Here is a 26,591-nt window from a genome sequence, read left to right as displayed (position 1 = left end):
CTTCACCGCTTCCGCAAGCGGTCGCCGAAGCCGGAGCGCCGCCGACCGGACGGAAACCGGCCGGACCTCGTAGCCGCGTAGCCGCATACCTGTGTACCTGTGTACCTGTGGACCCGCGGACTCGCGCATCTGGAGCCGGAGGCACTACCCGTGAGCACGTCCACGCCGCTCGACCGTGAGCGCGCGCATCTTCACTCGTCCCGCGCCGCCCTGCGCGCCATGCGCGAGGACGCCGAGGCGCTCGACATCCGCGACGTCACCGCGAACTGGGTCAACGCCGAGGTGCTCCAGCGCCAGATCGACGACCGGATCAAGGCGCTCGCCGACCTCAGCCACACCCCGCTCTTCTTCGGCCGCCTCGACTACCTGCACGCACCCGGCACGGACCTCGCCGAGGGCGCCGGGGGCGAGCAGTTCTACATCGGGCGCCGCCACGTGCACGACGCCGAGGGCGACCCGATGGTCATCGACTGGCGCGCCCCCGTCTCGCAGCCGTTCTACCGGGCCTCGAAGAAGGACCCGATGGACATCGCGCTGCGCCGCCGCTTCGGCTACACCGGGGGTGAGCTGAGCGCGTACGAGGACGAGCGCCTCTCCGACCCGGCCGAGGCCGAGCGCACCAGCAAGCTGCTCCAGCAGGAGATCGAGCGGCCCCGCGTCGGCCCGATGCGCGACATCGTCGCCACCATCCAGCCCGAGCAGGACGAGATCGTCCGCAGCGGGCTCGCCGGATCGGTGTGCGTGCAGGGCGGGCCGGGGACCGGGAAGACGGCGGTCGGCCTGCACCGGGTCGCCTACCTCCTCTACGCGCACCGCGAGCGGCTCGCCCGCACCGGCACGCTCGTCATCGGCCCGAACGCGTCCTTCCTCCACTACATCGAGCAAGTGCTGCCAGCGCTCGGCGAGCTGGAGGTGAAGCAGGCCACCGTCGACGAACTCGTGGGAGCGCTGGTGGAGGTGCGGGGTACGGACAGCGCCGAGGCGGCCCTCGTGAAGGGTGATGCCCGCATGGCGGAGGTGGTGCGGCGGGCGCTGCGCTCGCACATCACGATGCCGGCCGAGGGCGTCGTGGTCGTACGCGGCTCGCGCCGGTGGCGCGTCGCCTCGTACGAACTGGCGGACATCGTCCGCGAGCTGATGGGCCGTGACATGCGGTACGGGGCCGCGCGCGACGCCCTCTCGCAGCGCATCGCGCACGCTGTGCTCGTCCAGATGGAGCGGGCGGGGGAGGCGCCGGACGACCGGGTGCAGGACGCGGTCGCGCGCAACGCGGCGGTCAAGGCCGTGGTGAAGCGGGTCTGGCCGGCGGTCGACCCGGCGAAGCTGGTGCTGCGCCTGCTGTCGGACGCGGAGTTCCTGGCGGAGCACGCGGAAGGTGTGCTGGGCTCGGAGGAGCAGAAGTCCGTGCTGTGGGTGAAGCCCGCGCGGAGCGTCAAGAGTGCCAAGTGGTCCGTCGCGGACGCGGTGCTCATCGACGAGGCGAGCGATCTCGTCGCGCGTACGCATTCGCTCGGGCACGTCGTCCTCGACGAGGCGCAGGATCTCTCGCCGATGCAGTACCGGGCGGTCGGGCGGCGCGCGACGACCGGCTCGGTCACCGTCCTCGGGGACCTGGCCCAGGGGACCACGCCGTGGGCGACGCGGAGCTGGGGCGCTGCGCTGGGCCACCTCGGCAAACCCGACGCGGTGATCGAGGAGCTGACGGCCGGTTTCCGCGTTCCGACGGATGTCATCACGTACGCGTCCCGGCTCCTGCCGTCCATCGCTCCGGGCCTGGCCCCGGTGGAGTCGGTCCGTGAGAACCCGGGCGCGTTCGAGGTACGGGAGGTGGCGGAGCCGGGCGAGGTGGTGGCGGCCTGCGTCGAGTCCCTCTCGAACGAGGGGTCGGTGGGGCTGATCGCGGCGGATGCGCGGTGCGCTGCGCTGGCGGAGGCGTTGACGGAGGCGGGCCTGTCGTTCCTCGCCCCGGGTGAGGAGACGACGGCCGACGCCCGCCTCACTCTCGTCCCGGCCTCCCTGGCCAAGGGGCTCGAATACGACTACGTGGTCCTGGACGATCCCGCGTCGATCGTCAGCGGGGAGCCGGACGATCGCACGGGCCTGCGCCGTCTGTACGTCTCGCTGACCCGGGCGGTATCGGGGCTGGTGGTAACCCACACGGGACCGCTACCGCTCCAGCTGACCTGACATCGCCCCTGCACCACGAGGCTTCGCCCGTTCCCGGGTGCGGGTTTCGTCGTGGCTGGTCGCGCCGTTCCCCGCGCCCCTGGATGCGCACTTCGTGCGGCATTTGTCGGTCCGTTGCTGGGTGCGGGCTCGTCGTGGCTGGTCGCGCAGTTCCCCGCGCCCCTGGGATGCGCACTTCGTGCGGCATCTCAGAGGCCCAGCACTGGCGTGCGTCCTGATGGGGCTGCGGCGGAGCCGCATGCTTCAGGGGCGCGGGGAACTGCGCGGCCGGCCACGACGCGAGGTGCGGGGGGCCCGGCGCGACAGCTGTCAGGCCGAGTCGAGCGCCTCGCGCCAGGTCCGTACGGCCTCCGCGGAGACCGGGCCGTCCCACCCGTCGGGCCGGGACGCCCCGCCGATGTGGAACCCCGAGACCCCTGCGGCCCGCAGCCCCGCGACGTGGTCGAGCCGCAACCCGCCACCGACGAGGAGCTGCTGCTCGTACCCGGGCTCCCCGGACCGCGCCGCCTCGGCGACGAGCACGCCCAGACCCGCGTCGACCCCCTCCGCGGACCCGGCGGTCAGATACGTGTCGAGGCCGGGCAGGAACGCCAGCTGCTTGCGCAGGGCATCCCGGTCGGCGGCCCGGTCGATGGCCCGGTGGAACGTCCACCGGCACCCGTCCAGCTCGCCCACGATCGCCTCGACGGCCGCGAGATCGACCCCGCCCTGCTCGTCGAGGAACCCGAGCACGAACTCCTCGGCCCCTTCGGCCCGCAGCGCCCGCGCCGCCGCCACCAGCTCCGCCACCCGCGCGGAGCCCCCCGCCGAGAAACCGTCCGTGAGCCGCAGCATCACGCGCAGCCGGATGTCCACGGCGGCGCGGATCGCCGCGAACGTCTCCACCGACGGCGTCAGACCGTCCGCCGCCATGTCGGTGACCAGCTCCAGGCGGTCCGCGCCCCCGGCCTGGGCCGCGGTCGCGTCCTGGGCGTTGAGGGCGATCACCTCCAGGACTGCGCGCTCGCTCATCGGGCTCCCGTCTTCGTCATCTCGTCACACAGGTCTAGTCCAATAACGTGGCTCAGCCTACGCCGCGTGCACCGTGAACGCAGCCGTCCTGACCTTCCCGCCGTGCTTGAAGTCCAGGAAAAGCCGGTACGTCCCCTCGCTGGGCGCCGTCGCGGTGAAGGCGACCCCGGGCCCCGCCTCGCCGTCGTGCGGGTGAACGTGGAGGTGGGCGAGGTCGCCCGAGCGCAGCGCGACCAGATGCCCGTACGCGCCGAGGTACGGCTCCAGGTCGGTGACCGGCCGCCCGTTCCGGCTGACACCGAGCGTCAGCTCGCTCGCCCTGCCCGGTCGCAGCGCGCCCTCGACCCGGACCTCGTACCCGTCGGCGACGCGCGCCGTCGCGGACGGCGCGGGCAGCGCGGCGGGCGCGTACCGCCCGGCGACCCCCAGGCCCGCGCCGAGCGTGAGCCCCTCCTCCTCGCCGCTCGGCGTGAAGTCCGCGAAGACCCGGTAGTCGCCGGCCCCGGGCAGCGAGACGGGCGTCGACCACGTGCCGTCGGCGTCGCGCACGGGGTGCAGATGCCGGTACGCGGTCAGGTCCCGCGAGGCCACGATCAGATGCAGCTCCTTGTCGTGCTCCTTCTTGTACGAGGTCACGGGTGCGCCGGTGCTGTCCTTGCGGATGGTGAAGCGGATCTCGCCGGTGCGGCCCGGTAGCCGGTCGCGCTCCAGGGCGAGCGTGTAGCCGCGCTCGGAGATCTGGAGCCCGCCGGGCGGGGTCGCGGCGGCGACCGGCTCCGCGTGGGCGCCGTGCTCCGGTGCCGGCGACTCCTTCGCGGTGACGGGGGTGACGCCCGTCCCCACCCCGTACGCGGCGCCGAACGCTGTCGCGAGACCGGCGGCGAAAGCGGTGATCTTCAGTCCGGTGTGCATGCGAACTCCTCCGTCGGTTCTTCGGGCTCATGGGCGCCGGCCGGGTGCTGACTGCCGCGTGCCGAGTGACGATACCCCCCCGGGGTACCAAGTCAAGGCCCGTCCGCGCTTGCGGCGGATACCCCTAGGGGGTATAAGTTGGAACCGTTCCGGGGTACCCGCCCCGGGTATCGATTCCACAAGGAGGCCACCATGCAGGCGGAGCTCGTCATCGGCGGCATGACCTGCGCGTCGTGCGCCGCCCGTATCGAGAAGAAGCTGAACCGGATGGACGGCGTCGAGGCGACCGTCAACTACGCCACCGAGAAGGCGCGGGTCACCGTCGACGGTGACGTACAGGTCGCGGACCTGATCGCCACCGTGGAGGCCACCGGGTACACCGCCCAGGAGCCCGCGCCGCCGGAGCCGCGGGCCACGGACGCCCCGGACGCCGGGCCGGACGAGTCGCGGCCGTTGCGGCAGCGGCTGATCACCGCCGTCGTGCTCGCCGTGCCCGTCATCGCCATGGCCATGGCCCCTGCCCTCCAGTTCGAGTACTGGCAGTGGCTCTCGCTCACCCTGGCCGCGCCCGTCGTCACCTACGCGGCCTGGCCCTTCCACAAAGCGGCGTTCACGAACGCGCTCCACGGCGCCGCCACGATGGACACGCTGATCTCCGTCGGCACGTCGGCCGCGTTCCTGTGGTCGCTGTGGGCCCTGTTCCTCGGCACGGCCGGCGAGCCGGGCATGACGCACCCCTTCGAACTCACCATCGCGCGCGGCGACGGCGCCGGAAACATCTACCTGGAGGCCGCCGCCGGAGTCACCGCCTTCATCCTCGCGGGCCGCTACTTCGAGGCCCGCTCCAAGCGGAAGGCGGGCGCCGCGCTGCGGGCGCTGCTCGAACTCGGCGCCAAGGACGTCACCCTCGTACGGGAAGGCGGGCGGGAAGTGACCGTGCCGGTCGGCGAGTTGACGGTCGGCGAGCGGTTCCTCGTGCGGCCCGGGGAGAAGATCGCCACCGACGGTGTCGTCGTCGAGGGGGCGTCCGCCGTCGACGCGTCCATGCTCACCGGGGAGTCCGTACCGGTCGAGGCCGCCGTCGGTGACGCGGTCACCGGGGCCACCCTGAACGTCGGCGGGCGGCTCGTCGTCGAGGCCACCCGCGTCGGCGCCGACACGCAACTCGCCCGTATGGCGCGGCTCGTCGAGGACGCGCAGAACGGCAAGGCCGCCGCCCAGCGGCTCGCCGACCGCATCTCCGCCGTCTTCGTGCCCGTCGTCATCGCGCTCGCCGTCGCCACGCTCGGCTTCTGGCTCGGCAACGGGGCCGGTCTGACCGCCGCGTTCACCGCCGCCGTCGCCGTACTGATCATCGCCTGCCCGTGCGCCCTCGGGCTCGCCACGCCGACCGCGCTCATGGTCGGTACGGGGCGCGGGGCGCAGCTCGGCATTCTGATCAAGGGGCCGGAGGTTCTGGAGAGTACGCGTACGGTCGACACGATCGTCCTCGACAAGACGGGGACCGTCACGACGGGGCGGATGACGCTGCTCGCGACGCATGCCGCCGAAAGCACGCGCGACGACGAGGTCCTGCGGCTCGCGGGCGCCCTGGAGCGCTCCTCCGAGCATCCGATCGCCCGCGCCGTCGCGGACGGTGCCGCCGCGCGGGTCGGGGCGCTCCCCGTCCCCGAGGACTTCGCGAACGTCGCCGGGCGCGGCGTGCGGGGCGTCGTCGCCGGGCACGCCGTTCTCGTCGGGCGGGAGGAGCTCCTCGCCGAGTGGGAGATCCGGCTGCCCGGGGGGCTGGCCCGCGCCAAGTCCGACGCCGAGGCCGCCGGGCGTACGGCCGTCTGCGTGGCCTGGGACGGGGAGGCCCGCGCCGTTCTCGAAGTCGCCGACGCGGTGAAGGAGACCAGCGCGGAGGCCGTGCGGCGGCTGCGGGGGCTGGGGCTCCGGCCGGTGCTGCTCACCGGGGACAACGAGGCCGTGGCCCGTACCGTCGCCGCCGAAGTCGGGATCGCGGCGGAGGATGTCGTCGCCGAGGTGCTGCCCCAGGACAAGGTCGATGTCGTCAAGCGGCTTCAGGCGGAAGGGCGTTCCGTCGCCATGGTGGGGGACGGTGTGAACGACGCGGCCGCTCTCGCGCAGGCGGATCTGGGGCTTGCCATGGGGACCGGGACGGACGCGGCCATCGAGGCGGGTGACCTGACTCTGGTCCGGGGCGACCTGCGGGTCGCCGCCGACGCCATTCGGCTCGCGCGGCGGACCCTCGGCACGATCCGGTCCAATCTGTTCTGGGCGTTCGCGTACAACGTGGCCGCGCTGCCGCTCGCCGCGGCGGGGCTTCTGAACCCGATGATCGCGGGGGCGGCGATGGCGTTCTCGTCGGTGTTCGTGGTGGGGAACAGCCTGCGGCTGCGGCGTTTCGGCTGAGGACGCGGGGCTCCGCCCCGGTCCCCGCTCCCCGATCGCCGGAGGGGCTTGAATTAGTGTTGCTCTCCGTGTTCAAGCGAACCCGTTACGCGATCGTCCTTCTCGGCGCCTCCGTCACCGCCCTCCTCGCCCTCTGCGTCGCCCGGCACGTCCCGATGGCCGATCTCCTCGTCTACCGGGCCGAAGGCGTCGCCGCCGCGAGCGGGGGCGGTGGGCTGTACGGGTTCACGGTCACGGAGTGGGGGCTGCCCGCCACCTATCCGCCGTTCGCCGCGCTTGTCTTCGTGCCCCTGGGCTGGGTGCCGCTCACCCTTCTCAAAGGGGCGTTCCTCCTCGGCAACATCGCCCTCACCGGGCTCCTCGTCCAACTGTCCTGCCGGGCGGCCGGGCTGCGGCCCGCCCCGGCCACCCTGTGCGCGGTCACGGGCGGAGCCCTGTGGTTCGAGCCCGTTCTCCAGACCGTTCTGTTCGGGCAGATCAACCTCGGCCTGGCCTGCCTGATCCTCTGGGACCTGGGGCGGCCCGTCGGCGCCCGCGGCAAGGGGATCGCCCTCGGCATCGCGACCGGCGTCAAGCTCACCCCGGCCGTCTTCATCGTCTACCTGTTCCTCCGCGGGCGGCGACGTGAGGCCTCGTACGCGGTCGCGGGCGCTGCCGGTACAGCGGCACTGGGCGCGCTCGTTCTCCCGTACGCCAGCCGGGAGTTCTGGGGCCGGCGGGTCTTCGAGACCGGGCGGGTCGGGAAGGCCTGGATCGTCGACAACCAGGCGCTGCAGGGGGCGGTCGCCCGCCTGCTCCATACCGCCGAACCCGGGCTGCTCTGGGCCGTTCCGGCCGGCCTCGTCGCCCTCGGCGGGCTCTGCGTCGCCGTCCGCGCCCGCGACGACGCCCACGGCGTCGTCCTCGCCGCGCTCACCGGTCTTCTCGTCTCACCGATCAGCTGGTCGCACCACTGGGTGTGGTGCGTGCCGCTCCTCGCGCTCCTGTGGTCCGGCGGTCATCGGCGTACGACCGTGGCCGTCGCTTTCCTTTTCACCGCTCGGAGCATGTGGCTGCTGCCCCACCAGGGCGGACTCGATCTGCATCTTCCCTGGTGGCAGCAGCCGTTGGCCGCCCCTTACCCGGTTCTCGGCGTCGGGCTTCTCCTCGCCGCCGGCCTCCGTCAGCCCTCCGCGAGGAGCTCGTCCGCGTCCACGATCCGGTACGCGTAACCCTGCTCCGCCAGGAACCGCTGGCGGTGCGCCGCGAAGTCCTGGTCGATCGTGTCGCGCGCGACCACCGAGTAGAAGCGGGCCTCGTGGCCGTCCGCCTTCGGGCGCAGTACGCGGCCGAGCCGCTGCGCCTCCTCCTGGCGGGAGCCGAACGTGCCCGACACCTGGATCGCGACCGTCGCCTCGGGGAGATCGATGGAGAAGTTCGCGACCTTCGAGACGACCAGGACCGAGATCTCGCCCTGGCGGAAGGACTCGAACAGCTTCTCGCGCACCGCGTTCGTCGTCTCGCCCTTGATGACCGGCGCGTCCAAGTGGGCGCCCAGCTCGTCGAGCTGGTCGATGTACTGGCCGATGACCAGGGTCTGCTCACCCGCGTGCTTGCGGACCAGCGCCTCGGTCACCTTCCGCTTCGTCGCCGTCGTCGCGCAGAAGCGGTACTTCTCCTCCGTCTCCGCCGTCGCGTACGCGAGCCGCTCGGAGTCGGTGAGGTTGACCCGGACCTCCACGCAGTCGGCGGGCGCGATGTAGCCCTGCGCCTCGATCTCCTTCCACGGCGCGTCGAACCGCTTCGGGCCGATCAGGGAGAACACGTCCGACTCGCGGCCGTCCTCGCGGACAAGGGTCGCCGTCAGGCCCAGGCGGCGGCGCGCCTGGAGGTCCGCCGTGAACTTGAAGACCGGCGCGGGCAGCAGATGCACCTCGTCGTAGACGACCAGGCCCCAGTCGCGGGAGTCGAACAGCTCCAGGTGCGGGTAGACACCCTTCCGCTTCGTCGTGAGCACCTGGTACGTGGCGATCGTGACCGGGCGGATCTCCTTCTTCGTACCGCTGTACTCGCCGATCTCGTCCTCGGTCAGCGACGTCCGCTTCACCAGCTCGTGCTTCCACTGGCGCGCCGACACCGTGTTCGTGACCAGGATCAGGGTGGTCGCCTTGGCCTCGGCCATCGCGCCCGCGCCCACCAGCGTCTTGCCCGCGCCGCAGGGGAGGACGACCACGCCGGACCCGCCGTGCCAGAAGCCCTCCACCGCCTGCTTCTGGTACGGGCGCAGCGACCAGCCGTCCTCGTCGAGCTCGATCGGGTGCGCCTCGCCGTCCACGTACCCGGCGAGGTCCTCGGCCGGCCAGCCCAGCTTCAGCAGCGTCTGCTTGATCTGGCCCCGCTCCGAGGGGTGCACCGCCACCGTGTCCGGGTCGATCCGGGCGCCGACCAGCGGCTGCACCTTCTTCGAGCGCAGGATCTCCTCCAGGACCGGGCGGTCCGTGCTCGTCAGGACCAGGCCGTGCGCCGGGTGCTTGGAGAGCGTCAGCCGCCCGTAGCGGTCCATCGTCTCCGCGATGTCGACGAGCAGCGCGTGCGGCACCGGATAGCGGCTGTACTGCACCAGCGCGTCGACGACCTGCTCCGCGTCATGGCCCGCCGCCCGCGCGTTCCACAGGCCGAGCGGCGTCAGACGGTAGGTGTGGATGTGCTCCGGCGCCCGCTCCAGCTCCGCGAACGGGGCGATCACGCGGCGGCAGTCGTCGGCCTGCTCGTGGTCGACCTCGAGGAGCAGGGTCTTGTCCGACTGGACGATGAGTGGACCGTTCACGCGCGGCACCCTTTCTGCAATGGGCCAGGCCTCCCGGACTCGGTGTGGCCAAACGTCCAGTGTGCCGCATGGCGGGTGGTGCGCGGAGTGCTGCCCGAGCGGGGCGGGTCAGCTCGCGTCCGGCGCCAGTTCCGCCACTCCCGTCACCCTGTGCAGCGGATACGTGCGGACCTCGTCCGCCGTGTGGTCGTACGCCGTCACGTAGCCGCCCTCCACCCTGATCGGCGCGATCACCCGCTGACTCGCCGCGCCCTCCGCGTTCACGTACCCGATCCACAGCGCGTCGCCGGTCATCACCGCCGCCTGCATCGTGGCGAGGGTCTCCGCCGCCGTCGTACGCGGCAGCTCGCCTCCTCCGGGGTGCGCGGGCGCCGTTCTGCGCGGCGCCGTCGCCGCCAGGTCGCCCGCCCTGATCGCCCTGATCGCCGCGTCGAGCAGCGTGCCGTCGGGCAGCGCCGGGCCGTCCGGCACCGGCTCGGGGGCCGTGCGCGGCGGCGTGCGGTGCGCGTGGGCGCGGGTGATCAGGACGTCGCCCTCCGGTGTCTCCGCCGCCGGGGCGAAGCCCATCGCGCGCAGGCCCTCGAGCAGGCTGCCCGGGTCCACCTGTGCGGCCAGGACCGTCGGGGCGAGGCGGCGCAGGCGCAAGGCCGCCGCCCTGCTGTCCGCGAGGATCTCGCCGAGCACCGCGTCGTCGTCGCAGCGGACGTAGGCCGATGCCGCTCCGATGCGCAGGTGGCCGTGGCGCCTCGCCACGTCGTCGATCAGGTACGTGAGGGGCTGGGGGACCGGGGTGCGGGAGTGTTCCGTCAGGAACACGTGCAGGTCGGAGGCTGTGCGGCCGGAGTCGAGCGCGCGGCGCACCGAGCCCGGGGTGAACCTGTAGACCGTCGCTCCGCCCTTCGACTCCACGTCCGCGAAGACCGCGAGCGCGTCCGCCAGCGGACGGACCAGCGGGCCCGGGGCCACCGCCGTCAGGTCCGCCTGCAGCAGGACGTGGTCCAAGGGGTCGGGGAGCAACGGCGTGATCAGTTTCTCCGCCCGCGCCGTCGCCGCCGCCCTCTCGGCGGGCGTCGCGTCCACGTCCGTCAGCAGCGCCCTGCCGTGCGCCGACAGCGCCCCCCGGCCTGTCATGCCCAGGAACTCCGCCTCCGACAGCGTCCACTCCGCCAGCCTCGTGCGCAGCTCCCGCGCCGCCGGTGACGGGCGCTCCCACGTCAGCCGTTCCATGATCGACTCCGGCTCCGGGGCCGTGCCCTCCGGGAGCGACGAGAGCAGGGTGAGCACGCGGTGGCGGACCTCCGGCGCCGCCGAGCGGTCCAGGTGCGGGCCCAGCGCCGAGAGCGTCCTGTCCTTGCCGTCCCTGCCGCCCACCACCCCCGCCGTGCGCGTCGCCGCGAGCCACGCCTGCGCCAGCCGCGTCCAGCGCTCCGCCGGCGGGCGCTCCAGCCACGCGTCGTACGCCGGTGTCGCCGCGTACCGCTCGTCCGCCTCACCGTCCGACGCCACCAGACCCGCCGCGTACGCCAGTTCCACCCAGAACGCGGCCTGCGGCTCCGTGCAGTCCAGCGCCGACGCCGTGCGCTTCAGGTCCCGCACGCTCAGGCCGCCCGCCCGCAGCACCACCGGGCCGCCCTCGTCCCAGTCCTTCAGCAGCTCCTCCACCGTCGACAGCGCCGTGTACGCCTGCGCCGCCGCCGTCGCGTCCACCACCTGTGGACGGTGCGCCGCCCGCTCCCGCACCTCCGGCGCCACCGGCTCCAGCTCCCTGTGCGCCCGCCCGCCGCGCAGATGCAGCGCCGCCTCCCTCGGCAGCACCACCGTGCCGGGCGCCGTCGGCAACAACAGGCCCCGGTCGAGCAGCCAGCGCAGATGCGCCGCCGGCTGCGCCGTCACCTGCCCGTACGGCGGCCCCCACACCAGCCTGTTCAGTACGTCGATGGACTCCATCGGCGCCTCGTCCAGCAACGCCGACATCCGCTCCGCGTCCGTGAACAGCTCCCGCAGTTCCGCCACCGCCGACACCCCGTCGTGCGTGGTGGGCAGACCCGCTGACGTGATGATCTCCTGGAGGCGGGTCGGCGAGATGCCCGCCGTGGCCTCCGCGATCGTCGGGCCCAGGCCCGTGGGGGACGGGTGCTGGGGCGTCGGGGCCAGGAGTTCCCTCGCCGTTCGCACCAGGCGCAGCTGGTCGTCCCCGCCCCAGAGCAGCGCCTGTTCGCGGAGGGTCGCCACCGCCTTCGGCAGGACTCGGGTCGCCTCCTGCGCCGGGAGCAGTGTTTCCAGCGTTTCGTACGTGGTCGGTTCCGGGGACACCGCCAGCGCCTGCGCCACCTGTTGCGTGAAGCGGTCCAAGCGGTCCAGCGCCCTCACCACCGACGCTCTCGTGCCCGCGCGCGTCGCCAGCTGCGTCAGGTCGTTCGGGACCGGGCCGAGCAGGTCCGGGCGGGCGCGCAGCAGGCGGGCCAGAGACGCGTCGTCCCTCGCGCGCAATGCCTCCGCCAAGGAGCGGGGGGCTGACGTCGGCGCCGCCGGGATCTGCTCGTTCGGGCTCATTCGACCCACGGTAGCGGGCCCGTTCTCCGGGGCGGGGATCCCGTGCTCTGACGGGCCCCGGCATTCGCGATACGGTCGGCGCAACAACTGCTGCACCCCGGAGGGGACTTCGTGGGGATCGAGAGTGATCAGCTCGTCTTCGACTATCTGAGCCGCGTCGGCGACCTGGCCCAGCAGCGGCAGCTGCCCTCGGCCACCCGGATGCGGCTCGTCAGCGAGTTGCGCGGGGAGATCGACCGGCGTCGCGCCAAGGTCACCGTCGACAGCCCCGCCGCCGTGCGTCGCATCATCGACCGGCTCGGGGATCCCGACCGGGTCGTCAGCGGGGCGCAGGGAGGGGCGGCCCCTTCCCCTGCCGGTGCTGATCCCGCCGCCTCCCTTTCCCGGCCCGTGCCCGAGCAGCCCGGGGCTCCGGCCCCGAGTAGACCCGGTATGGGCAGGCTGCTTCGGAAAGTGCCGCCCCAGCAGCGTGAGGCGCCTCTTTCCGACGCGCCCTCTCCGCCGCATCTCGCCGGGACCGACGAGCTCGGCGCCTCCGGCGGGGAGACCGACTGGTGGCGGGTCGGGGCCGGGCAGTCGCTCGCCGACACGGACTCCGTGCCCGGGTTCACCGGGGGGATCGAGATTCCGGAGATTCTGAGGCCGCCGGAGGCCGGTGGGGGGCCCGGTCCGCGGAAGCCGGGGCCTTCTGTCGAGGCGGTCGAGCCTGGTGTGCCGGGTGTGCCGGGTGTGCCGGGTGTGCCGGGTGTGCCGGTTGCGCCGGGGAAGCCGGTTCCTGAGACCAAGGTGCGGCGGTTCGTGCCCGAAGGGGGGCTCGTCAATCCGCTTCTCCTGCTTGCCGCTGCCGCTCTTGTCGCCGGTGCCGTCCTCGGGAACGTGCTGGCTCTGCTGCTGGGGTGGGCTGTCGTCTATCTGTCCCGGCGGCTCACCCTCGGGCAGAAGAAGCTCGCCGTCTTCGTGCTGCCGGGGCTCGCCGCCGCGGGCGGTATCGCCTGGCTGTGGGGGCGCAGCGCCGGGAAGTGGGGCGCGGCCATCGGTGAGGGCGAGATGAGCGGGGCGTTCGGGGAGACCTGGCCGTGGGTTCTGCGGTGTGCCGCCGTTGCCTCCGCCCTGTATCTCGTGTGGCGGTCGCAGCGCGCCGCGCGATGAAGGGAGGGTGGCCGCCTGAGGGCACGTCAGCGGCCGGCCGTTTCGATCCGACAGGTGTCGGGGTGGGTACGGGGCCGCCCGGGGCATGTCCGTGCTCGCCATCTTGATGGCCTCGCCCGCTGCTTCGGGCCTTGTCACCGCGTGAACTGTGCTGCGCGCGCACATGCCCCGGGCGGCCCCTCCCGTCTCGTACGCGGCTGAACGGCCGGTCCGTGTAGCGGGCACAATTGGGGGCATGGCTGCTCCCCTCATAGGTCCCACCGTCGGGTTCGATCTCGATATGACGCTGATCGACTCGCGTCCCGGTATCCGGGCCACGTGGCTCGCTCTTTCCGAGCGGACCGGCGTCCACGTCGATGCCGATCTCGCCGTCTCGCGGCTCGGGCCGCCGCTGGTGGACGAGCTCGCCGAGTGGTTTCCGGCGGAGCGGATTCCCGCGATGGCCGAGCTCTACCGTGGGATGTATCCCGCGTACGCCATCGAGGCCACCCTTGCGATGCCCGGTGTCCACGAGGCGATGGATGCGGTGCACGCGGTGGGAGGGCGCACCATGGTCGTCACCGCCAAGTACGAGCCGAACGCCAAGCTGCACCTTGCGCATCTGGGGATCGACGCGGATGTGGTGGTCGGTGATCTGTGGGCCGAGGGGAAGGCCGGTGCTCTGCGGGAGCACCAGGCCGGTGTGTATGTCGGGGATCACATCGGGGACGTGCGGGGAGCGCGTGCCGCCGACGCCGTCTCGGTCGCCGTGGCCACCGGGCCCTGCAGTGTCGACGAGTTGCTGGCCGCCGGTGCCGATGTGGTGCTCGACGGGCTGGCGGCCTTCCCGGACTGGCTCTCGGGCTACGTGGAGCGGGCCGCCCGGCGCTGAGCCGCCACCCCTCGCAGAACGCCCGCGGCGGCCACGAGGAAACCGACGCCCATGAGCATGCAGACCGCATAAGCGAGGGGTGGGAACGGCGTTGTGTCCAGGAAGAGTGGGGCCACCGTCACCAGGGTGGCGATCGCTCCCACGATGAAGACGATGCCGCCCGCTTTCACGAGGCCGTCGCCGGGTCCTGTCTCGGTCGCCCGGGAAATGACTTGGGTTTTGTCACGCACCCGGCCAGGGTAGTTCCTGGCCCGAGAGAACAAGTCGGCGCCGTCTTGCCAGCGGCCCCGGGACCCATAGTCTTGGTGGCGGCGGGTCGTACCACGACCCGCTGTACTGCTATCCAGAGCGTTTTCTTTCTAGTACGAGGACGAGGACTTCACGTGCCTACCGGCAAGGTCAAGTGGTTCAACAGCGAGAAGGGCTTCGGCTTCCTCTCCCGCGACGACGGCGGCGACGTCTTCGTGCACTCCTCCGTACTTCCCGACGGTGTCGACGCCCTCAAGCCCGGCCAGCGCGTCGAGTTCGGAGTGGTCGCCGGTCAACGCGGTGACCAGGCGCTCTCCGTTGCCATCCTTGATCCGACCCCTTCGGTCGCGGCGGCCCAGCGCCGCAAGCCCGACGAACTCGCCTCCATCGTCCAGGACTTGACGACTCTGCTGGAGAACATCACGCCCATGCTGGAGCGGGGACGCTATCCCGACAAGGCCGCCGGGGCGAAGATCGCCGGGCTGTTGCGGGCCGTCGCCGATCAGTTGGACGTCTGAGGCTCCCTCACGGGAACCGGAGCGCGTCGGGGGCCAGCGCTGGGACCAGGCCCTCGGCCGCTGCCCGTGTGAGCAGGCCGCGGATCGCCGCGTAGCCGTCCTCGCCCAGGTCCGCCGTGAACTCGTTGACGTACAGGCCGATGTGCTGGTCCGCCACCGCCGGATCCATCTCCTGCGCGTGCGCCATCACGTACGGGCGGGAGGTCTCCGGGTCGTCCCATGCCTGGCGGACCGAGGTGCGGATCGCGTTCGCGTAGGCGGTCAGGGTTTCCGTGCCGAGGTCGCGGCGGGCGATGATCGCGCCGAGCGGGATCGGCAGGCCCGTCGTCGCCTCCCAGTGCTCGCCCATGTCCGCCAGCTTGTGCAGACCGTAGTTCTGGTATGTGAAGCGCGCCTCGTGGATCACCAGGCCCGCGTCGATCTTGCCGTCCCGCACCGCCGGCATGATCTCGTGGAACGGCATCACGACTATCTCGCCGACTCCGCCGCCCGGGACCGTGTCCGCCGCCCACAGGCGGAAGAGGAGGTAGGCGGTGGACGTCTCGCTCGGAACCGCGACCCTTTTGTCCGAGAGGTCCACGTTCGGCTCGCGGGTCAGGACCAAGGGGCCGCAGCCCCTGCCCAAGGCGCCGCCGCACGGCAGCAGCGCGTAGTCGTCGAGCACGTACGGCAGGACCGCGTAGCTCACCTTCAGGACGTCGTACGCCTCCTCGCGGCGCTCCGCGATCCCGTTGGTGATGTCGATGTCCGCGAAGGTGACGTCCAGCGGCGGGGCGCCGGGGATCCGGCCGTGGGCCCACGCGTCGAAGACGAATGTGTCGTTCGGGCAAGGGGAGAAGGCGATGCGGGTGGGGGTGGGTGTGGTGGCGGGGGTGGGGGTGTCGTTCGGTGTCGTCATGTGTTCTTCCAACTCTCCAGGACTGGCGCTGCCTTCCCGAACGCCTCGGTGAGGGCCGCGAGCGCGTCGCCTATCCGCCACGCCGCGCGGTCGCGGGGGCCCACCGCGTTGGAGACGGTGCGGATCTCGGCCACCGGCACCTCGTGCGCGGCGGCGGCCTCGGCCACGCCGAAGCCCTCCATCGCCTCGGCCACGGCGCCGGGGTGGCGCTGGGCCAGGAGCGCGGCGCGGTCGGCGGTGCCGGTCACGGTGGAGACCGTGAGCACCGTGCCGGTCGTCTCGGCGCCGGTCACCTCGGCGAGGTCTCGTACGAGGGACGGCGGCGGACGGTGGGTGACGGTGCCGAAGCCGAGTTCGGTGACCGGGACGAAACCCTCCGGGGTCTCCGCGCCGAGGTCGGCCACCGTGATGGCGTCGGCGATCAGGACCGCGCCGGGCGGGGTGCTGAAGCCGCCGGCGATGCCCGCCGACACGACCAGCGTGTAGGGGCGGTCGGCCAGGGCCGCCGTCGTGAGGGCGGTCGCTGTGCCCGCGGCGGCCGCCGCGGGGCCCACGCCCACGGCCACCACGTCGATCGTCGGGTGGTGCGCACGCAGCCCGCGCGCCACCGCGTCCCGTTCGGCCGGGACGGCGGTGGCGATCAGTACGCGCCCGCGCGCGGTGCCGGTGTCCGTCAGGAGTCCTTCTTCTTCTCGAGCTTGAACGACCACAGGCCGTACGCCTTGGAGTCGCCGCCCTGCAGGATCGTCACCGTGGTGCTGTCGCCGGTGGCGCCGTACTGCTGGTTGAAGAAGACGCTGCCCGGGACCGTGCGGTACGTCTTCTTGCTGGACTCGGTGAGCGGCTGACCGTTCATCAGGAGGGTCCAGCCCTTGTCCGCGATCTCCGGGTCGACGCCGAAGCGGACCGTCTCGTCGGGATCGACCTTGACGGACTTGGCGTCCTTGTCCTTCAGGCAGCCCTCCAGGGAGGACGAGGCGAGCGCCTTGCCGTCCTTGTAGCAGGAGGCCTCGGAGTTCACCGTGTCGCGGCCCACCGTCACGGTGGCCAGCGGGGTCGGCTTGTCGCAGGCGGAGAGGACGAGCAGTCCGGCGCCGACGGCACCGACGGCGGCCACGGTGCGCCTGTGGCGCACAACGAAACGCTGGGAGGTCATGGGCGCAGGTTATCTGGCGCCCCGGCATCGGTTGCGAGGCGGGTACGGCGCGCCGTCCGGCCGGCGCCGCCCGACTCTCGTCGTGGCTGGTCGCGCAGTTCCCCGCGCCCCTGGACCATGCGGCTCCGCCGCACCCCCATAAGGGCGCACGCCAGTGCACCTCCGGGACGCGAGCAACCACGACGGGCCGGGGAATGCCGCACGCAGTGCGCATTCCAGGGGCGCGGGGAACTGCGCGACCAGCCACGACGCGCCCGCGCCCAGCGACGTTGTATCGACGGGCAGGTGCTAGACCACTCGTGCTCGCGCCGGGCCCGTATGGCGCGCCGCCGAGAGGAGACCCCGGACTGTTGTCAGCCAGCCCACGGCCACGATCGCCGCGGCGACGGACAGTCCCAGCGCCCCGTTCAGCGGCAGGGCGATACCGATGGCCCCGCCGAACACCCACGCCACCTGCAACAACGTCTCAGAGCGAGCGAACGCCGACGTACGGACCGCCTCGGGCACATCCCGCTGGATCGTCGCGTCCAGCGACAGTTTGGCGAGGGCCTGGGCGAACCCGGCGAACGCCGCCAGGCACGCCGTCATGACCGCCCCGAAGAAGATCGCCGAGGTCACCGCGGCCCCGAGCACGACAGCCACCACCGTCACGATGATGATCTCGGGCGCCCGGGATCTCAGCCACGCCCCTACGGCCGTGCCGAGCGCGTTGCCCGCCCCGGCCGACACACCGACCAGTCCGAGCGAGACCGCCGCGCTCTGCCCGGTCAGCGGATGCTCGCGCAGCAGGAACGCGAGGAAGAAGATGAGGAAGCCGGAGAGGCAGCGCAGCGCCGCGTTGGCGGCGAGGGCATGGGTCACGGCGGTGCCGACGGTGCGCAGGCCCGGCTTGCGCTGCTTCTTCACCGGGCCGTGCAGATGCGCCTCGTCGGCCGCCAGCAGCGCCTTGTCCTCACCCTTCGCCGAGTCCACCTTGGGCGGCAGCGAGAACGACAGGAACATCCCCGCCACGAAGATCACGAAGGCGCCGTAGAGCGGGTAGCGCGGGCCGAGTGCCTGGAGTCCGGCTCCGACGGGCGCCGCCGCCCCGGTGGCGAGCAGCCCGCCGAGCGTCACCCGCGAATTCGCCTTGACCAGGGAGAAGCGTGGCGGCAGCAGGCGTGGCACCACCGCCGAACGGACCACTCCGTACGCCTTCGAGGAGACCAGGACGCCCAGCGCGGCCGGGTACAGCTCGATGCCGCCCGTCACCACCGCGCCGGACAGGACGAGCGCAAGGAGCGCCCGCGCCAGCATCGAGCCCGCCATCGCCGCCCGGCGCCCGTGCGGCAGCCGGTCCAGGAGCGGGCCGATCACCGGGGCGAGGAGGGCGAAGGGCGCCATCGTGATCGCCAGATACATGGCGACCCGGCCGCGCGCCTCGTCCGTCGGCACGGAGAAGAACACGGTCGAGGCGAGCGCGACCGTGATCATGACATCGCCCGCGCCGTTCACCGCGTGGAGTTCGATGAGTTTTCCGAGGCCCGACTCGCCCGCGCCGTGCGCGTGTGTCGCTTTTCTGATGCCGCGCGCCGTGCCCGTGAACGGCAGCCTCAGGGCGCGCCCGACCTTGCGGACGGCCCCGCGCACCGGGCCCGAACCGCTGTGTTCGTACGCCGACCTTGCGGTTGCCACGCAGTCATAGTGCCCCGGGATCGGTCGTACTAGTGCCGTTATGAGTACGCGGGTCGGCTTCCGCGTCGGGTGCGGCTCGTACGTCGGTGTGGGCGACGGGCGTAGAAGGAGGTAGCGTGCGTAGCGCGCCCGCGGCGGTTGTTATCGGCCGCGCGCCTCTCGGCCATCCCGCAGAATGGATGACGTAGGTGCGCCCGGAACGCTCGGGTGCGGACGTCGACGCGGCCCTCCGGTCCGCTCCGTCCGCGCCCCCGCACACAGGACGGCGCACTCGAGAGACGGCGTAGGAGAGAAGCGATACCTGTGAGCGCAGCGACAACGCGAAGCCGCACCCCTGACCGTCTGTGCGCCGAGGCGGTCGACCTCGCCCGCACGGCGGCCGAGGAGGCCGCCGCGCCCGGTGTGGTCGGCGAGCACGTCGAGATGGTCGTCGAGGGCGACCGCGTCGTCACGCACCTTTTCGAGTGCAAGGAGTTCGGCTACCGCGGCTGGCGCTGGGCCGTCACCGTGGCCCGCGCCTCCCGCGCCCGGTACGTGACCCTCGACGAGACCGTGCTGCTGCCCGGTCCCGACGCCCTCCTCGCCCCCGAGTGGGTGCCCTGGAGCGAGCGGCTCCGCCCCGGCGACATGGGGCCCGGCGACCTCCTGCCCACCGAGGCCGACGACCTGCGCCTGGAGCCCGGCTACACCGGGGACGACGGGCCGCCGCCGAACTCGCCGCTCTCCGAGGACATGGCCGAGCTGGTCGAGGCCGAGGACGCCGAGATCACGGCCGGGCCCGTCGCCGAGCTGCCGGTCGCCCCGGCCCGCGGCTCCATCGCCTCCGTCGCCGAGGAGCTCGGCATGCGCCGGGCGCGCGTCCTGTCCCGGTACGGGCTGCACGTCGCCGCCGACCGGTGGGAGGAGTCGTACGGCGCCAAGACCGCGATGGCGCAGGCCGCGCCCGCCACCTGTGTCTCCTGTGGCTTCCTCCAGCCCATCGGGGGCTCCCTCGGGCAGGCGTTCGGCGTCTGCGCCAACGAGTTCTCGCCTGCGGACGGGCGGGTCGTCTCCCTCTCGTACGGGTGCGGGGGGCATTCCGAGGCCGCGGTCATGCCGAGCGCTCCGCGTCCCGCGCCGCCGGTGATCGACGAGAACCTCGTCGACGTGCTGCCCCTTCGGTCGGAGCCGGACGAGGGATCGGTCGGTGCTGCCCCGGTCGAGGGCGCGGACGATCTGGGGCATTCGTAGCGGGGTCGCGCCTTCTCGTCTGCCAGGAGCTGTCCCGTCGGCGGGTGCGGCTCTCGTCGTGGCTGGTCGCGCAGTTCCCCGCGCCCCTGGAGCATGCGGCTGCGCCGCAGCCCCATGAGCGGGCGCACGCAGTGCGCCGCTCAGGGGCGCGGGGAACTGCGCGACCAGCCCCATCGCACCCGCACTCGGCGACGGCGCCGAAAGGGGCAGGGCCGGGCCCGCGATAACGTGCGGCCCGACCGATGACAGCCCCCCGAAGGAGACACTGGTGAGCGTCAGCAACATCGCGCCGGGTGACACGGACCCGTTCGGCACCGCCAGACTGCGGCGCGGCGTGCTCGACGCCTGGGCCGGAAGCGCGGCCCGGTTCCGGGAGGACGCCAACGCCGAGGAGGACCTCGCGCTCGGCGGCTACCGCGACCGCCTCGTGATCGAGCTGGCGCAGAACGCCGCCGACGCCGCCGCCCGAGCCAAGACGGAGGGCCGCCTCGCCCTCACCCTGCGCGACGGAGTCCTCGCGGCCGCGAACACGGGCGCCCCGCTGGACGCCGCCGGCGTCGAGTCGCTCTCCACGCTGCGGGCGTCCGCGAAGCGGGAGGACACCGAGGGGGCCGTGGGCCGGTTCGGTGTCGGGTTCGCCGCCGTGCTCGCGGTCAGTGACGAGCCCGCCGTCGTGGGACGGACCGGAGGCGTCAGGTGGTCGCTCGGCGAGGCCCGGATGGCCGCCGCCGACGCCGCCGTGCACAGCCCCGCCCTCGGCGACGAGCTGCGCCGCCGGGACGGCCACGTACCGCTGCTGCGGCTGCCGTTCGCGGCCGAGGGGCAGGCGCCCGAGTCCTACGACACCGTCGTCATCCTGCCGCTGCGGGACGAGGCCGCGGAGGCGCTCGCCGCCCGGCTGCTCGACGACGTCGACGACACCCTGCTGCTCGCCCTGCCCGGGCTCGCCGAGGTCACCGTCACCACCGACGCCGGGACGCGCGTGCTGCGCCGCCGGACCGAGGACGCGTACACCGTCGTCTCGGACGACGCCCGCGACCCCGCCGAGCTGCGCTGGCGCACCGTCACCCGGACCGGCGCGCTCGCCCCCGAGCTGCTCGCCGACCGGCCCGTCGAGGAGCGGCTCCGCCCCCACTGGTCGCTCACCTGGGCGGTCCCCGTCGACGGTGAGGGCGCTCCGGCGCGGCCCGTCAGCGCGCCCGTGCTGTACGCCCCGACCCCGAGCGACGAGGCCCTCGGCGTGCCCGCGCTGCTCATCGGGTCCTTCCCCCTGGACACCGCCCGGCGCCACGTCGCGCCTGGCCCGCTCACCGGGTTCCTCACCGAGCGCGCCGCCGACGCCTACGCCGAGCTGCTCGGCGGCTGGTCGCCCGTCGGCACCGGCATCCTCGACCTCGTCCCCGGACCGCTCGGCAAGAGCGAGCTGGACGGGGCCCTGCGCGCCGCCATCCTCGACCGGCTGCCCCGCACCGCGTTCCTGCCGCCCGCGCTCACGCCCGCCTCGGACGACGACGAGCGGCCCGTCTCCCTGCGCCCGCGCGACGCCGAGGTCGTCGAGAGCGTCGGCGCCGACACCGTGCGGGTCCTCGCCGAGGTGCTGCCCAGCTTGCTGCCCGCCGGGCTCGAACGCCGTACCGAGCTGCGGACGGTCGGCGTCGCGCGCGTACCGCTGACCGAGGCCGTCGACCGGCTGGCCGGTCTGGAGAAGGAGCCCGGCTGGTGGTGGCGGCTCTACGACTCGCTCGCCGGGGTCGACCCCGACCGGCTCAGCGGGCTGCCCGTACCGCTCGCCGGGGGCCGCACCGTCATCGGCCCGCGCCAGGTCCTGCTGCCGACCGCCGAGGCGTCCGCCGTGCCCGGCGACGCGCTCGCCCGGCTCGGTCTCAAGGCCGCCCACCCGGACGCCACCCATCCGCTCCTGGAGAAGCTGGGCGCGCTGCCCGCCACGCCCCGCGCCGTCCTGACGACCCCGCAGCTGCGGGCCGCCGTCGCCGCGTCCCTGGACGACGAGCCCGCCTGGGACGACGACGGCGTCCTGAGCGTCGACGAGCTGGCCGACGTCGTGCTCACCCTCGTACGCGACGCCCACCTCGACGTCGGCGACGAACCGTGGCTCGGCGCCCTCGCCCTCCCCGACGAGCACGGCGACCTCGCCCCCGCCGCCGAACTGGTCCTCCCCGGCAGCCCGATCGCCTCCGTCCTGCGGGAGGGCGAGCTTCCGTACGTCGACGAGGAGCTGGCCGAGCGGTTCGGTGAGCAGCCGCTGGCCGCTTGCGGGGTGCTCGCCACGTTCGCCCTGGTGCGGGCGACGGACGTGGTCCTCGACCCCGACGAACTCGAACCCCGCGACAGCGACTTCCCCGAGCCCGACGACGCCGGGCTCCTCGACGCCGTCGACGTGTGGTGCGAGGACGTCCTCGACCAGCTTCCCGACACGCCGGTGCCGCCCGTCGCCACCGAACTCATCGCCGTCCGCGACCTCGACCTCGTCGACGAGGACCGCTGGCCGCAGGCGCTCGCGCTCCTCTCCCAGCCGCCGCTGCGCGACGCCCTCACCCAGCCCGTCCGGATCCTGCTGCCCGACGGCACCCACGAGACCGTCCGCCCGTACACCGCCTGGTGGCTGCGCGGCCACCCGGTCCTCGACGGCCGCCGCCCCGCCGGGCTGCGCGCCGAGGGCTCCGACCCGCTCCTCGACGGCCTGTACGAGGCCGCCGACGCCCGCGGCTTCGAGGACGAGCAGGTGCTGCGGGCTCTGGGGGTGCGGACCTCCGTCGCGGCTCTGCTCGACGAACCGGGCGGCGCGGCCGAGCTCCTCGACCGGCTCGCCGATCCCGGGCTGCCCGTGGACGCTGCCCAACTGCACGCCCTGTACGGCAGGTTGTCGAACCTCGACCCCGAGCAGGTGACCCTCCCCGACGAACTGCGTGCCGTGCGGGACGGGGCCGTGGTCGTCGTCGACGCGCCGGACGCCGTCGTCGCCGACGCGCCCGACCTGCTTCCGCTCGCCGCCGGACGCGCGCTGCTGCCCGTCGCCCCGGCGGGCGCGGCGCACCTCGCCGAGCTGTTCCAGGTGCGGCGGCTGAGCGAGGCCGTCGACGCCGAGGTGAGCGGGGAGGGCGTGGAGCACCCTGTCCCCGACTCCGTGCGCACTCTGCTCGGGCCCGCGACCCCGGCCTCGTACGTCGAGCACGAGGAGCTGTACGTCGCCGGGGCCGAGGCCGACTGGCGGCACACGGCCGACGGCACGGTGCACGCGGCGACCCTGGAGGGGGTCGCGGCCGGTCTCGCGTGGGCGGCGGGGCAGTGGCCGCGGCGGTTCGAGGTGGCGGCGCTGCTCGAGGACCCGTCCAGGACCGAGGAGCTGGCGCGGGACCGCTGGTTCGACTGAGGTGCCCTGCCGAAGCGGGATGAGATGTAGATCACGTGAAGATTCGGCGAAGGCCGTGCAACCAGTTGCATGCTTGACAGGTCTATTTCACGAGTCAACAGACTCCTAGACCACTTGGGACCCGCGTGACAGCGACAGCACCGCGGGTCCCCATCCTCACCATGGGGAACACATGCGCATTCGTGCCACCGCGGCCGCCGTGACGGTCTCCGGCGCCCTGGCCCTCACCGCGCTCGCCGTCCCGGCGGCGCAGGCGGACGACAACTGGTCCGGCGCGGGCACCGCCAAGGAGTCCCTCGTCGAACTCGTGCAGAAGCACGCGCCTTCGGGCGAGGCCGACAAGTCCGCCCGTGCCCTCGCGAGCGACCCGAGCCAGGCCTACGCGCTGGACGTGAAGTTCTCGAAGGTCTCGGTCAACAAGGGCAAGCCGCTCGTCGCCGGTACCTCCGCCAAGGGCTCCGTGCCGGTCAGCTACACCGTGACGTACGGTGCGGACCAGGGCATCTGGGCCGACGACTTCATGATCGGCATCAACCTCTACTGGGCCGCCGCCGACGACTCGGACGGCAACTTCCTCGGCACCGGCATCTCGCACTGCCAGGACGTCTCGGCCGGCGTGGCCAACTGCACGTCCACGCTGACCTACGACCCGAAGACCCAGCTGATGAACAGCGACGCGGGCGCCAAGTGGAACGTCGAGGGGCTCGCCATCGCGCCGAACGGCCAGAACCTCAACAGCGCCAACGTCAACTGGAGCAAGGTCGGCGTCGCCGAGCAGTTCGGCGTCGCCAAGAAGGCCGCCTTCCAGCGCTACTCGAAGCTGACCACCAACGCCGCCCCGGAGCCCGTCAAGAAGGGCAGCACCCTCACGGTCACCGGCTCGCTCGTGCGTGCCAACTGGGACACCAACAAGTACATGGGCTACACCAAGCAGAAGGTGTCGCTCCAGTTCCGGGCGAAGACCGCCGGCTCCTACTCGACCATCAAGACCGTGACGTCGGACACCAAGGGCAACCTGAAGACCACGGTCAAGTCCTCCGTGGACGGCTACTTCCGCTACAAGTTCGCCGGTACGTCCACCACCCCGGCGGCCACGTCCCCGATCGACTTCGTCGACGTCCGCTGATCACGGCACACCCCCGCTAGACGGGACCGCGGCGGCCGACCCACTTCCACAGGAGTTCCAGGACGGCCGCCGCCACCACCGCCACCCCGACGGCGGTCCACGGCATCGCCGTGCCCACCAGCTTCAGCGCGAAGAAGTCCTGCAGCCACGGCACCACCAGGACGAGCAGGAACCCGGCCCCCATCGCCGCCACCAGGCACACCCGCCACCACGTGTACGGGCGGGCGATGATCGCGAGCACCCACATCGAGATCAGGAACAGCGTCAGCGTCGCCGAGCTGGTCTCCGCGTCGAGCGCCCCGTCGCCCGTGTAGGAGTGCCGGGCGATCATGTACATCGCGAACGTGGCGAGCCCCGCGACCGCGCCGCCCGGGATCGCGTACCGCATCACCCGCTTCACGAAGTGCGGTTTCGCGCGCTCCTTGTTGGGCGCGAGCGCGAGGAAGAACGCCGGGACGCCGATCGTCAGGGTCGACAGCAGAGTCAGGTGGCGCGGCAGGAACGGGTACTCCACCTGGCAGCAGACCACGAGCAGCGCCAGGATCACCGAGTAGACCGTCTTCACCAGGAACAGCGTCGCCACGCGCGTGATGTTGCCGATGACGCGCCGGCCCTCCGCGACGACCGAGGGCAGCGTCGCGAACGAGTTGTTCAGGAGCACGATCTGGGCGACCGCGCGCGTCGCCTCCGAGCCCGAGCCCATCGAGACGCCGATGTCGGCGTCCTTCAGGGCCAGTACGTCGTTCACGCCGTCGCCGGTCATGGCCACCGTGTGGCCGTGCGCCTGGAGCGCGCCCACCATGTCGCGCTTCTGCTGCGGGGTGACGCGGCCGAACACCGTGCCCGCGTCCAGCGCGTCCGCCATCTCCGCGTGGTCCGTGGGCAGGTTCCGCGCGTCGACCGTGTTCTCCGCGCCGTCGAGGCCGAGCTTGCCCGCCACGGCGCCGACGGAGACCGCGTTGTCGCCGGAGACGACCTTGGCCCGTACGTCCTGCTCGGCGAAGTAGCGCAGGGTGTCGGCGGCGTCGGGGCGCAGGCGCTGCTCCAGGACGACCAGGGCGGCGGGCTCGGCGCCTCGCGTGATCTCCGGGTTCTCCAGATCGCCGTCCACGCGGGCCAGGAGCAGGACCCGTAGGCCCTGCTTGTTGAGGTCGTCGGTCTCGGCGAGCGCCGGATGGCCGTCGGGGAGCAGCACGTCGGGCGCCCCGAGCAGCCACGCGCTCTCCGCCCCGTCGCCCTCGCTGAACGCGGCGCCGCTGTACTTCCGGGCCGAGGAGAAGGGGAGGGCGTGCGTGCGGCGCCAGCCCGCCTCGTCCGGGTAGGCGTCGATGACGGCCTGGAGGGAGGCGTTCGGGCGCGGGTCGGACGCGCCGAGCGCGCCGAGGACCTTGCGTACGTGACCCTCGTCGGCGCCGTCGAGGGGGCGCAGCCCGGCGACGTCCATGCCGCCCTCGGTGAGCGTGCCCGTCTTGTCCAGGCACACCGTGTCGACGCGGGCCAGGCCCTCGATCGCGGGCAGCTCCTGCACCAGGCACTGCTGGCGGCCGAGCCGGATCACGCCGATCGCGAAGGCGACCGAGGTGAGGAGGACGAGCCCCTCGGGGACCATCGGCACGATGCCGCCCACCGTGCGCGCGACCGAGTCCTTGAAGCCGTGCTCCTTGACGAAGAGCTGGCTGATGACCAGGCCGATCGCGGTGGGGATCATCATCCACTGCACGTACTTGAGGATGGTGGAGATACCGGAGCGCAGCTCGGAGTGGACGAGCGTGAACCGGCTGGCCTCCTCGGCGAGCTGCGCCGCGTACGCCTCGCGGCCGACCTTCGTCGCGGTGAACGCGCCGCCGCCCGCGACGACGAACGACCCCGACATGACGGTGTCGCCGGACCGCTTCACGACCGGGTCGGCCTCACCGGTGAGCAGTGACTCGTCGATCTCCAGGCCGTCGGACTCGGCGCAGGTGCCGTCGACGACGATCTTGTCCCCCGGGCCGATCTCGATGAGGTCGCCGAGCACGATCCCGGAGGTGGCGATCTCGGTCGCGGCGCCGTCGCGCCGGACCGTGGGCCGGGACTCGCCGATCACGGCGAGGGAGTCCAGGGTCTTCTTCGCGCGCCATTCCTGGATGATGCCGATGCCCGTGTTGGCGATGATCACGAAGCCGAAGAGGCTGTCCTGGATCGGTGCGACGAACAGCATGATCAGCCACAGGACGCCGATGATCGCGTTGAACCGGGTGAAGACGTTGGCGCGGACGATCTCGGTGAGCGAGCGTGAGCTGCGCACCGGTACGTCGTTGACCTCGCCACGGGCGACGCGCTCCGCGACCTCTTCGCCGGTGAGCCCCTTCGCGCGCTCCGGGACGGGTACCGGGTGCACCGGGTCCAGCTCGGCGCCCGCGTCGATGTGCGTCATGCAATCGACAGTACGGGCGATTTCGCGGG

General features: G+C 72.7%; 19 protein-coding genes. 9 read left to right on the top strand and 10 right to left on the bottom strand.

The genetic code is table 11. From position 1 onward, the window contains the following. Positions 1 to 219 precede the first annotated feature (219 nt). Entirely contained in the window at positions 220 to 2,187 is a 1,968-nt protein-coding gene (locus ACH4RC_RS33840; protein WP_398207749.1) for a HelD family protein, read from the top strand. 309 nt (positions 2,188 to 2,496) lie between these two features. Here ACH4RC_RS33840 and ACH4RC_RS33835 read toward each other — a convergent pair whose 3' ends face one another. Both ACH4RC_RS33835 and ACH4RC_RS33830 read right to left on the bottom strand, forming a co-directional pair. Then, complete coding sequence (locus ACH4RC_RS33835) at positions 2,497 to 3,198, bottom strand: copper homeostasis protein CutC (protein ID WP_398207689.1); 702 nt, start codon at positions 3,196 to 3,198, stop codon at positions 2,497 to 2,499. A 57-nt stretch (positions 3,199 to 3,255) separates the two neighbouring features. Beyond that, positions 3,256 to 4,110 (bottom strand): hypothetical protein, encoded by an 855-nt coding sequence (locus tag ACH4RC_RS33830; RefSeq protein ID WP_398207687.1) that lies wholly within the window; start codon positions 4,108 to 4,110, stop codon positions 3,256 to 3,258. 192 nt (positions 4,111 to 4,302) lie between these two features. Between ACH4RC_RS33830 and ACH4RC_RS33825 the strand changes: the two genes are divergently transcribed. Then, complete coding sequence (locus ACH4RC_RS33825; protein WP_398207685.1) at positions 4,303 to 6,525, top strand: heavy metal translocating P-type ATPase; 2,223 nt, start codon at positions 4,303 to 4,305, stop codon at positions 6,523 to 6,525. A 68-nt stretch (positions 6,526 to 6,593) separates the two neighbouring features. Then, a complete protein-coding gene (locus ACH4RC_RS33820; RefSeq protein WP_398207683.1) occupies positions 6,594 to 7,736 on the top strand; it encodes a glycosyltransferase 87 family protein in 1,143 nt (380 codons plus the stop codon). On the opposite strand, the gene ACH4RC_RS33815 is transcribed toward ACH4RC_RS33820, so the two are convergent. Continuing rightward, positions 7,688 to 9,331 (bottom strand): DNA repair helicase XPB, encoded by a 1,644-nt coding sequence (locus tag ACH4RC_RS33815; RefSeq protein ID WP_398207681.1) that lies wholly within the window; start codon positions 9,329 to 9,331, stop codon positions 7,688 to 7,690. The two genes, ACH4RC_RS33820 and ACH4RC_RS33815, sit on opposite strands and share 49 nt — an antisense overlap. A gap of 108 nt (positions 9,332 to 9,439) precedes the next feature. Then, positions 9,440 to 11,884: a helicase-associated domain-containing protein gene (locus tag ACH4RC_RS33810; RefSeq protein ID WP_398207679.1), complete on the bottom strand. Its 2,445-nt coding sequence runs from the start codon at positions 11,882 to 11,884 to the stop codon at positions 9,440 to 9,442. A 111-nt stretch (positions 11,885 to 11,995) separates the two neighbouring features. Here ACH4RC_RS33810 and ACH4RC_RS33805 point away from each other — a divergent pair, with 111 nt between their 5' ends. Both ACH4RC_RS33805 and ACH4RC_RS33800 read left to right on the top strand, forming a co-directional pair. Continuing rightward, positions 11,996 to 13,033, top strand: coding sequence for a hypothetical protein (locus tag ACH4RC_RS33805; protein ID WP_398207677.1), 1,038 nt, complete (start codon positions 11,996 to 11,998; stop codon positions 13,031 to 13,033). Positions 13,034 to 13,268: 235 nt separating this feature from the next. Further along, on the top strand, positions 13,269 to 13,904 hold the full coding sequence (locus ACH4RC_RS33800) for an HAD family hydrolase (RefSeq protein WP_398207675.1): 636 nt from the start codon (positions 13,269 to 13,271) through the stop codon (positions 13,902 to 13,904). Here ACH4RC_RS33800 and ACH4RC_RS33795 read toward each other — a convergent pair. Beyond that, complete coding sequence (locus tag ACH4RC_RS33795) at positions 13,877 to 14,134, bottom strand: hypothetical protein (RefSeq protein ID WP_398207673.1); 258 nt, start codon at positions 14,132 to 14,134, stop codon at positions 13,877 to 13,879. The genes ACH4RC_RS33800 and ACH4RC_RS33795 overlap by 28 nt on opposite strands. Positions 14,135 to 14,287: 153 nt before the next feature. Between ACH4RC_RS33795 and ACH4RC_RS33790 the strand changes: the two genes are divergently transcribed. Next, a complete protein-coding gene (locus tag ACH4RC_RS33790; RefSeq protein WP_361081238.1) occupies positions 14,288 to 14,671 on the top strand; it encodes a cold-shock protein in 384 nt (127 codons plus the stop codon). Between the two features lie 7 nt (positions 14,672 to 14,678). On the opposite strand, the gene ACH4RC_RS33785 is transcribed toward ACH4RC_RS33790, so the two are convergent. The 4 genes from ACH4RC_RS33785 to ACH4RC_RS33770 all read right to left on the bottom strand — a co-directional run bounded on the left by ACH4RC_RS33785 (position 14,679) and on the right by ACH4RC_RS33770 (position 18,354). Then, complete coding sequence (locus ACH4RC_RS33785) at positions 14,679 to 15,569, bottom strand: 1,4-dihydroxy-6-naphthoate synthase (protein WP_398207671.1); 891 nt, start codon at positions 15,567 to 15,569, stop codon at positions 14,679 to 14,681. Beyond that, positions 15,566 to 16,279: a futalosine hydrolase gene (locus ACH4RC_RS33780; RefSeq protein WP_398207670.1), complete on the bottom strand. Its 714-nt coding sequence runs from the start codon at positions 16,277 to 16,279 to the stop codon at positions 15,566 to 15,568. Before ACH4RC_RS33780 ends, ACH4RC_RS33785 begins: the two co-directional genes overlap by 4 nt. Beyond that, positions 16,243 to 16,725 carry a DUF2771 domain-containing protein gene (locus tag ACH4RC_RS33775; RefSeq protein ID WP_398207668.1) on the bottom strand — a complete coding sequence of 161 codons (483 nt, stop codon included), beginning with the start codon at positions 16,723 to 16,725 and terminating at the stop codon, positions 16,243 to 16,245. Before ACH4RC_RS33775 ends, ACH4RC_RS33780 begins: the two co-directional genes overlap by 37 nt. A gap of 288 nt (positions 16,726 to 17,013) precedes the next feature. Further along, positions 17,014 to 18,354 (bottom strand): MFS transporter, encoded by a 1,341-nt coding sequence (locus ACH4RC_RS33770; protein ID WP_398207747.1) that lies wholly within the window; start codon positions 18,352 to 18,354, stop codon positions 17,014 to 17,016. 348 nt (positions 18,355 to 18,702) lie between these two features. On the opposite strand from ACH4RC_RS33770, the gene ACH4RC_RS33765 reads away from it, so the two are divergent. The 3 genes from ACH4RC_RS33765 (at position 18,703) to ACH4RC_RS33755 (ending at position 24,146) form a co-directional block, all read left to right on the top strand. After that, a complete protein-coding gene (locus ACH4RC_RS33765) occupies positions 18,703 to 19,629 on the top strand; it encodes a DUF3027 domain-containing protein (protein WP_398207666.1) in 927 nt (308 codons plus the stop codon). Positions 19,630 to 19,897: 268 nt separating this feature from the next. Further along, positions 19,898 to 23,020 (top strand): sacsin N-terminal ATP-binding-like domain-containing protein, encoded by a 3,123-nt coding sequence (locus tag ACH4RC_RS33760; protein ID WP_398207664.1) that lies wholly within the window; start codon positions 19,898 to 19,900, stop codon positions 23,018 to 23,020. 172 nt (positions 23,021 to 23,192) lie between these two features. Further along, complete coding sequence (locus tag ACH4RC_RS33755; protein ID WP_398207663.1) at positions 23,193 to 24,146, top strand: hypothetical protein; 954 nt, start codon at positions 23,193 to 23,195, stop codon at positions 24,144 to 24,146. A 16-nt stretch (positions 24,147 to 24,162) separates the two neighbouring features. On the opposite strand, the gene ACH4RC_RS33750 is transcribed toward ACH4RC_RS33755, so the two are convergent. Beyond that, positions 24,163 to 26,562, bottom strand: a complete 2,400-nt coding sequence (locus ACH4RC_RS33750) for an HAD-IC family P-type ATPase (protein WP_398207661.1) — start codon at positions 26,560 to 26,562, stop codon at positions 24,163 to 24,165. Positions 26,563 to 26,591: the final 29 nt, after the last annotated feature.

The organism is Streptomyces sp. NPDC016845 (assembly GCF_044332585.1).
GTDB lineage: Bacteria > Actinomycetota > Actinomycetes > Streptomycetales > Streptomycetaceae > Streptomyces.
This window is presented reverse-complemented; position numbering and strand designations above follow the sequence as displayed.

What these genes read in the sequence shown, in the direction of transcription:
- ACH4RC_RS33755 (WP_398207663.1), top strand. Translation starts at nt 23,193, where the DNA reads ATGCGCATTCGTGCCACCGCGGCCGCCGTGACGGTCTCCGGCGCCCTG.
- ACH4RC_RS33775 (WP_398207668.1), bottom strand. Translation starts at nt 16,725, where the DNA reads ATGACCTCCCAGCGTTTCGTTGTGCGCCACAGGCGCACCGTGGCCGCC.
- ACH4RC_RS33830 (WP_398207687.1), bottom strand. Translation starts at nt 4,110, where the DNA reads ATGCACACCGGACTGAAGATCACCGCTTTCGCCGCCGGTCTCGCGACA.
- ACH4RC_RS33800 (WP_398207675.1), top strand. Translation starts at nt 13,269, where the DNA reads ATGGCTGCTCCCCTCATAGGTCCCACCGTCGGGTTCGATCTCGATATG.
- ACH4RC_RS33840 (WP_398207749.1), top strand. Translation starts at nt 220, where the DNA reads ATGCGCGAGGACGCCGAGGCGCTCGACATCCGCGACGTCACCGCGAAC.
- ACH4RC_RS33785 (WP_398207671.1), bottom strand. Translation starts at nt 15,569, where the DNA reads ATGACGACACCGAACGACACCCCCACCCCCGCCACCACACCCACCCCC.
- ACH4RC_RS33750 (WP_398207661.1), bottom strand. Translation starts at nt 26,562, where the DNA reads ATGACGCACATCGACGCGGGCGCCGAGCTGGACCCGGTGCACCCGGTA.
- ACH4RC_RS33825 (WP_398207685.1), top strand. Translation starts at nt 4,303, where the DNA reads ATGCAGGCGGAGCTCGTCATCGGCGGCATGACCTGCGCGTCGTGCGCC.
- ACH4RC_RS33835 (WP_398207689.1), bottom strand. Translation starts at nt 3,198, where the DNA reads ATGAGCGAGCGCGCAGTCCTGGAGGTGATCGCCCTCAACGCCCAGGAC.
- ACH4RC_RS33810 (WP_398207679.1), bottom strand. Translation starts at nt 11,884, where the DNA reads ATGAGCCCGAACGAGCAGATCCCGGCGGCGCCGACGTCAGCCCCCCGC.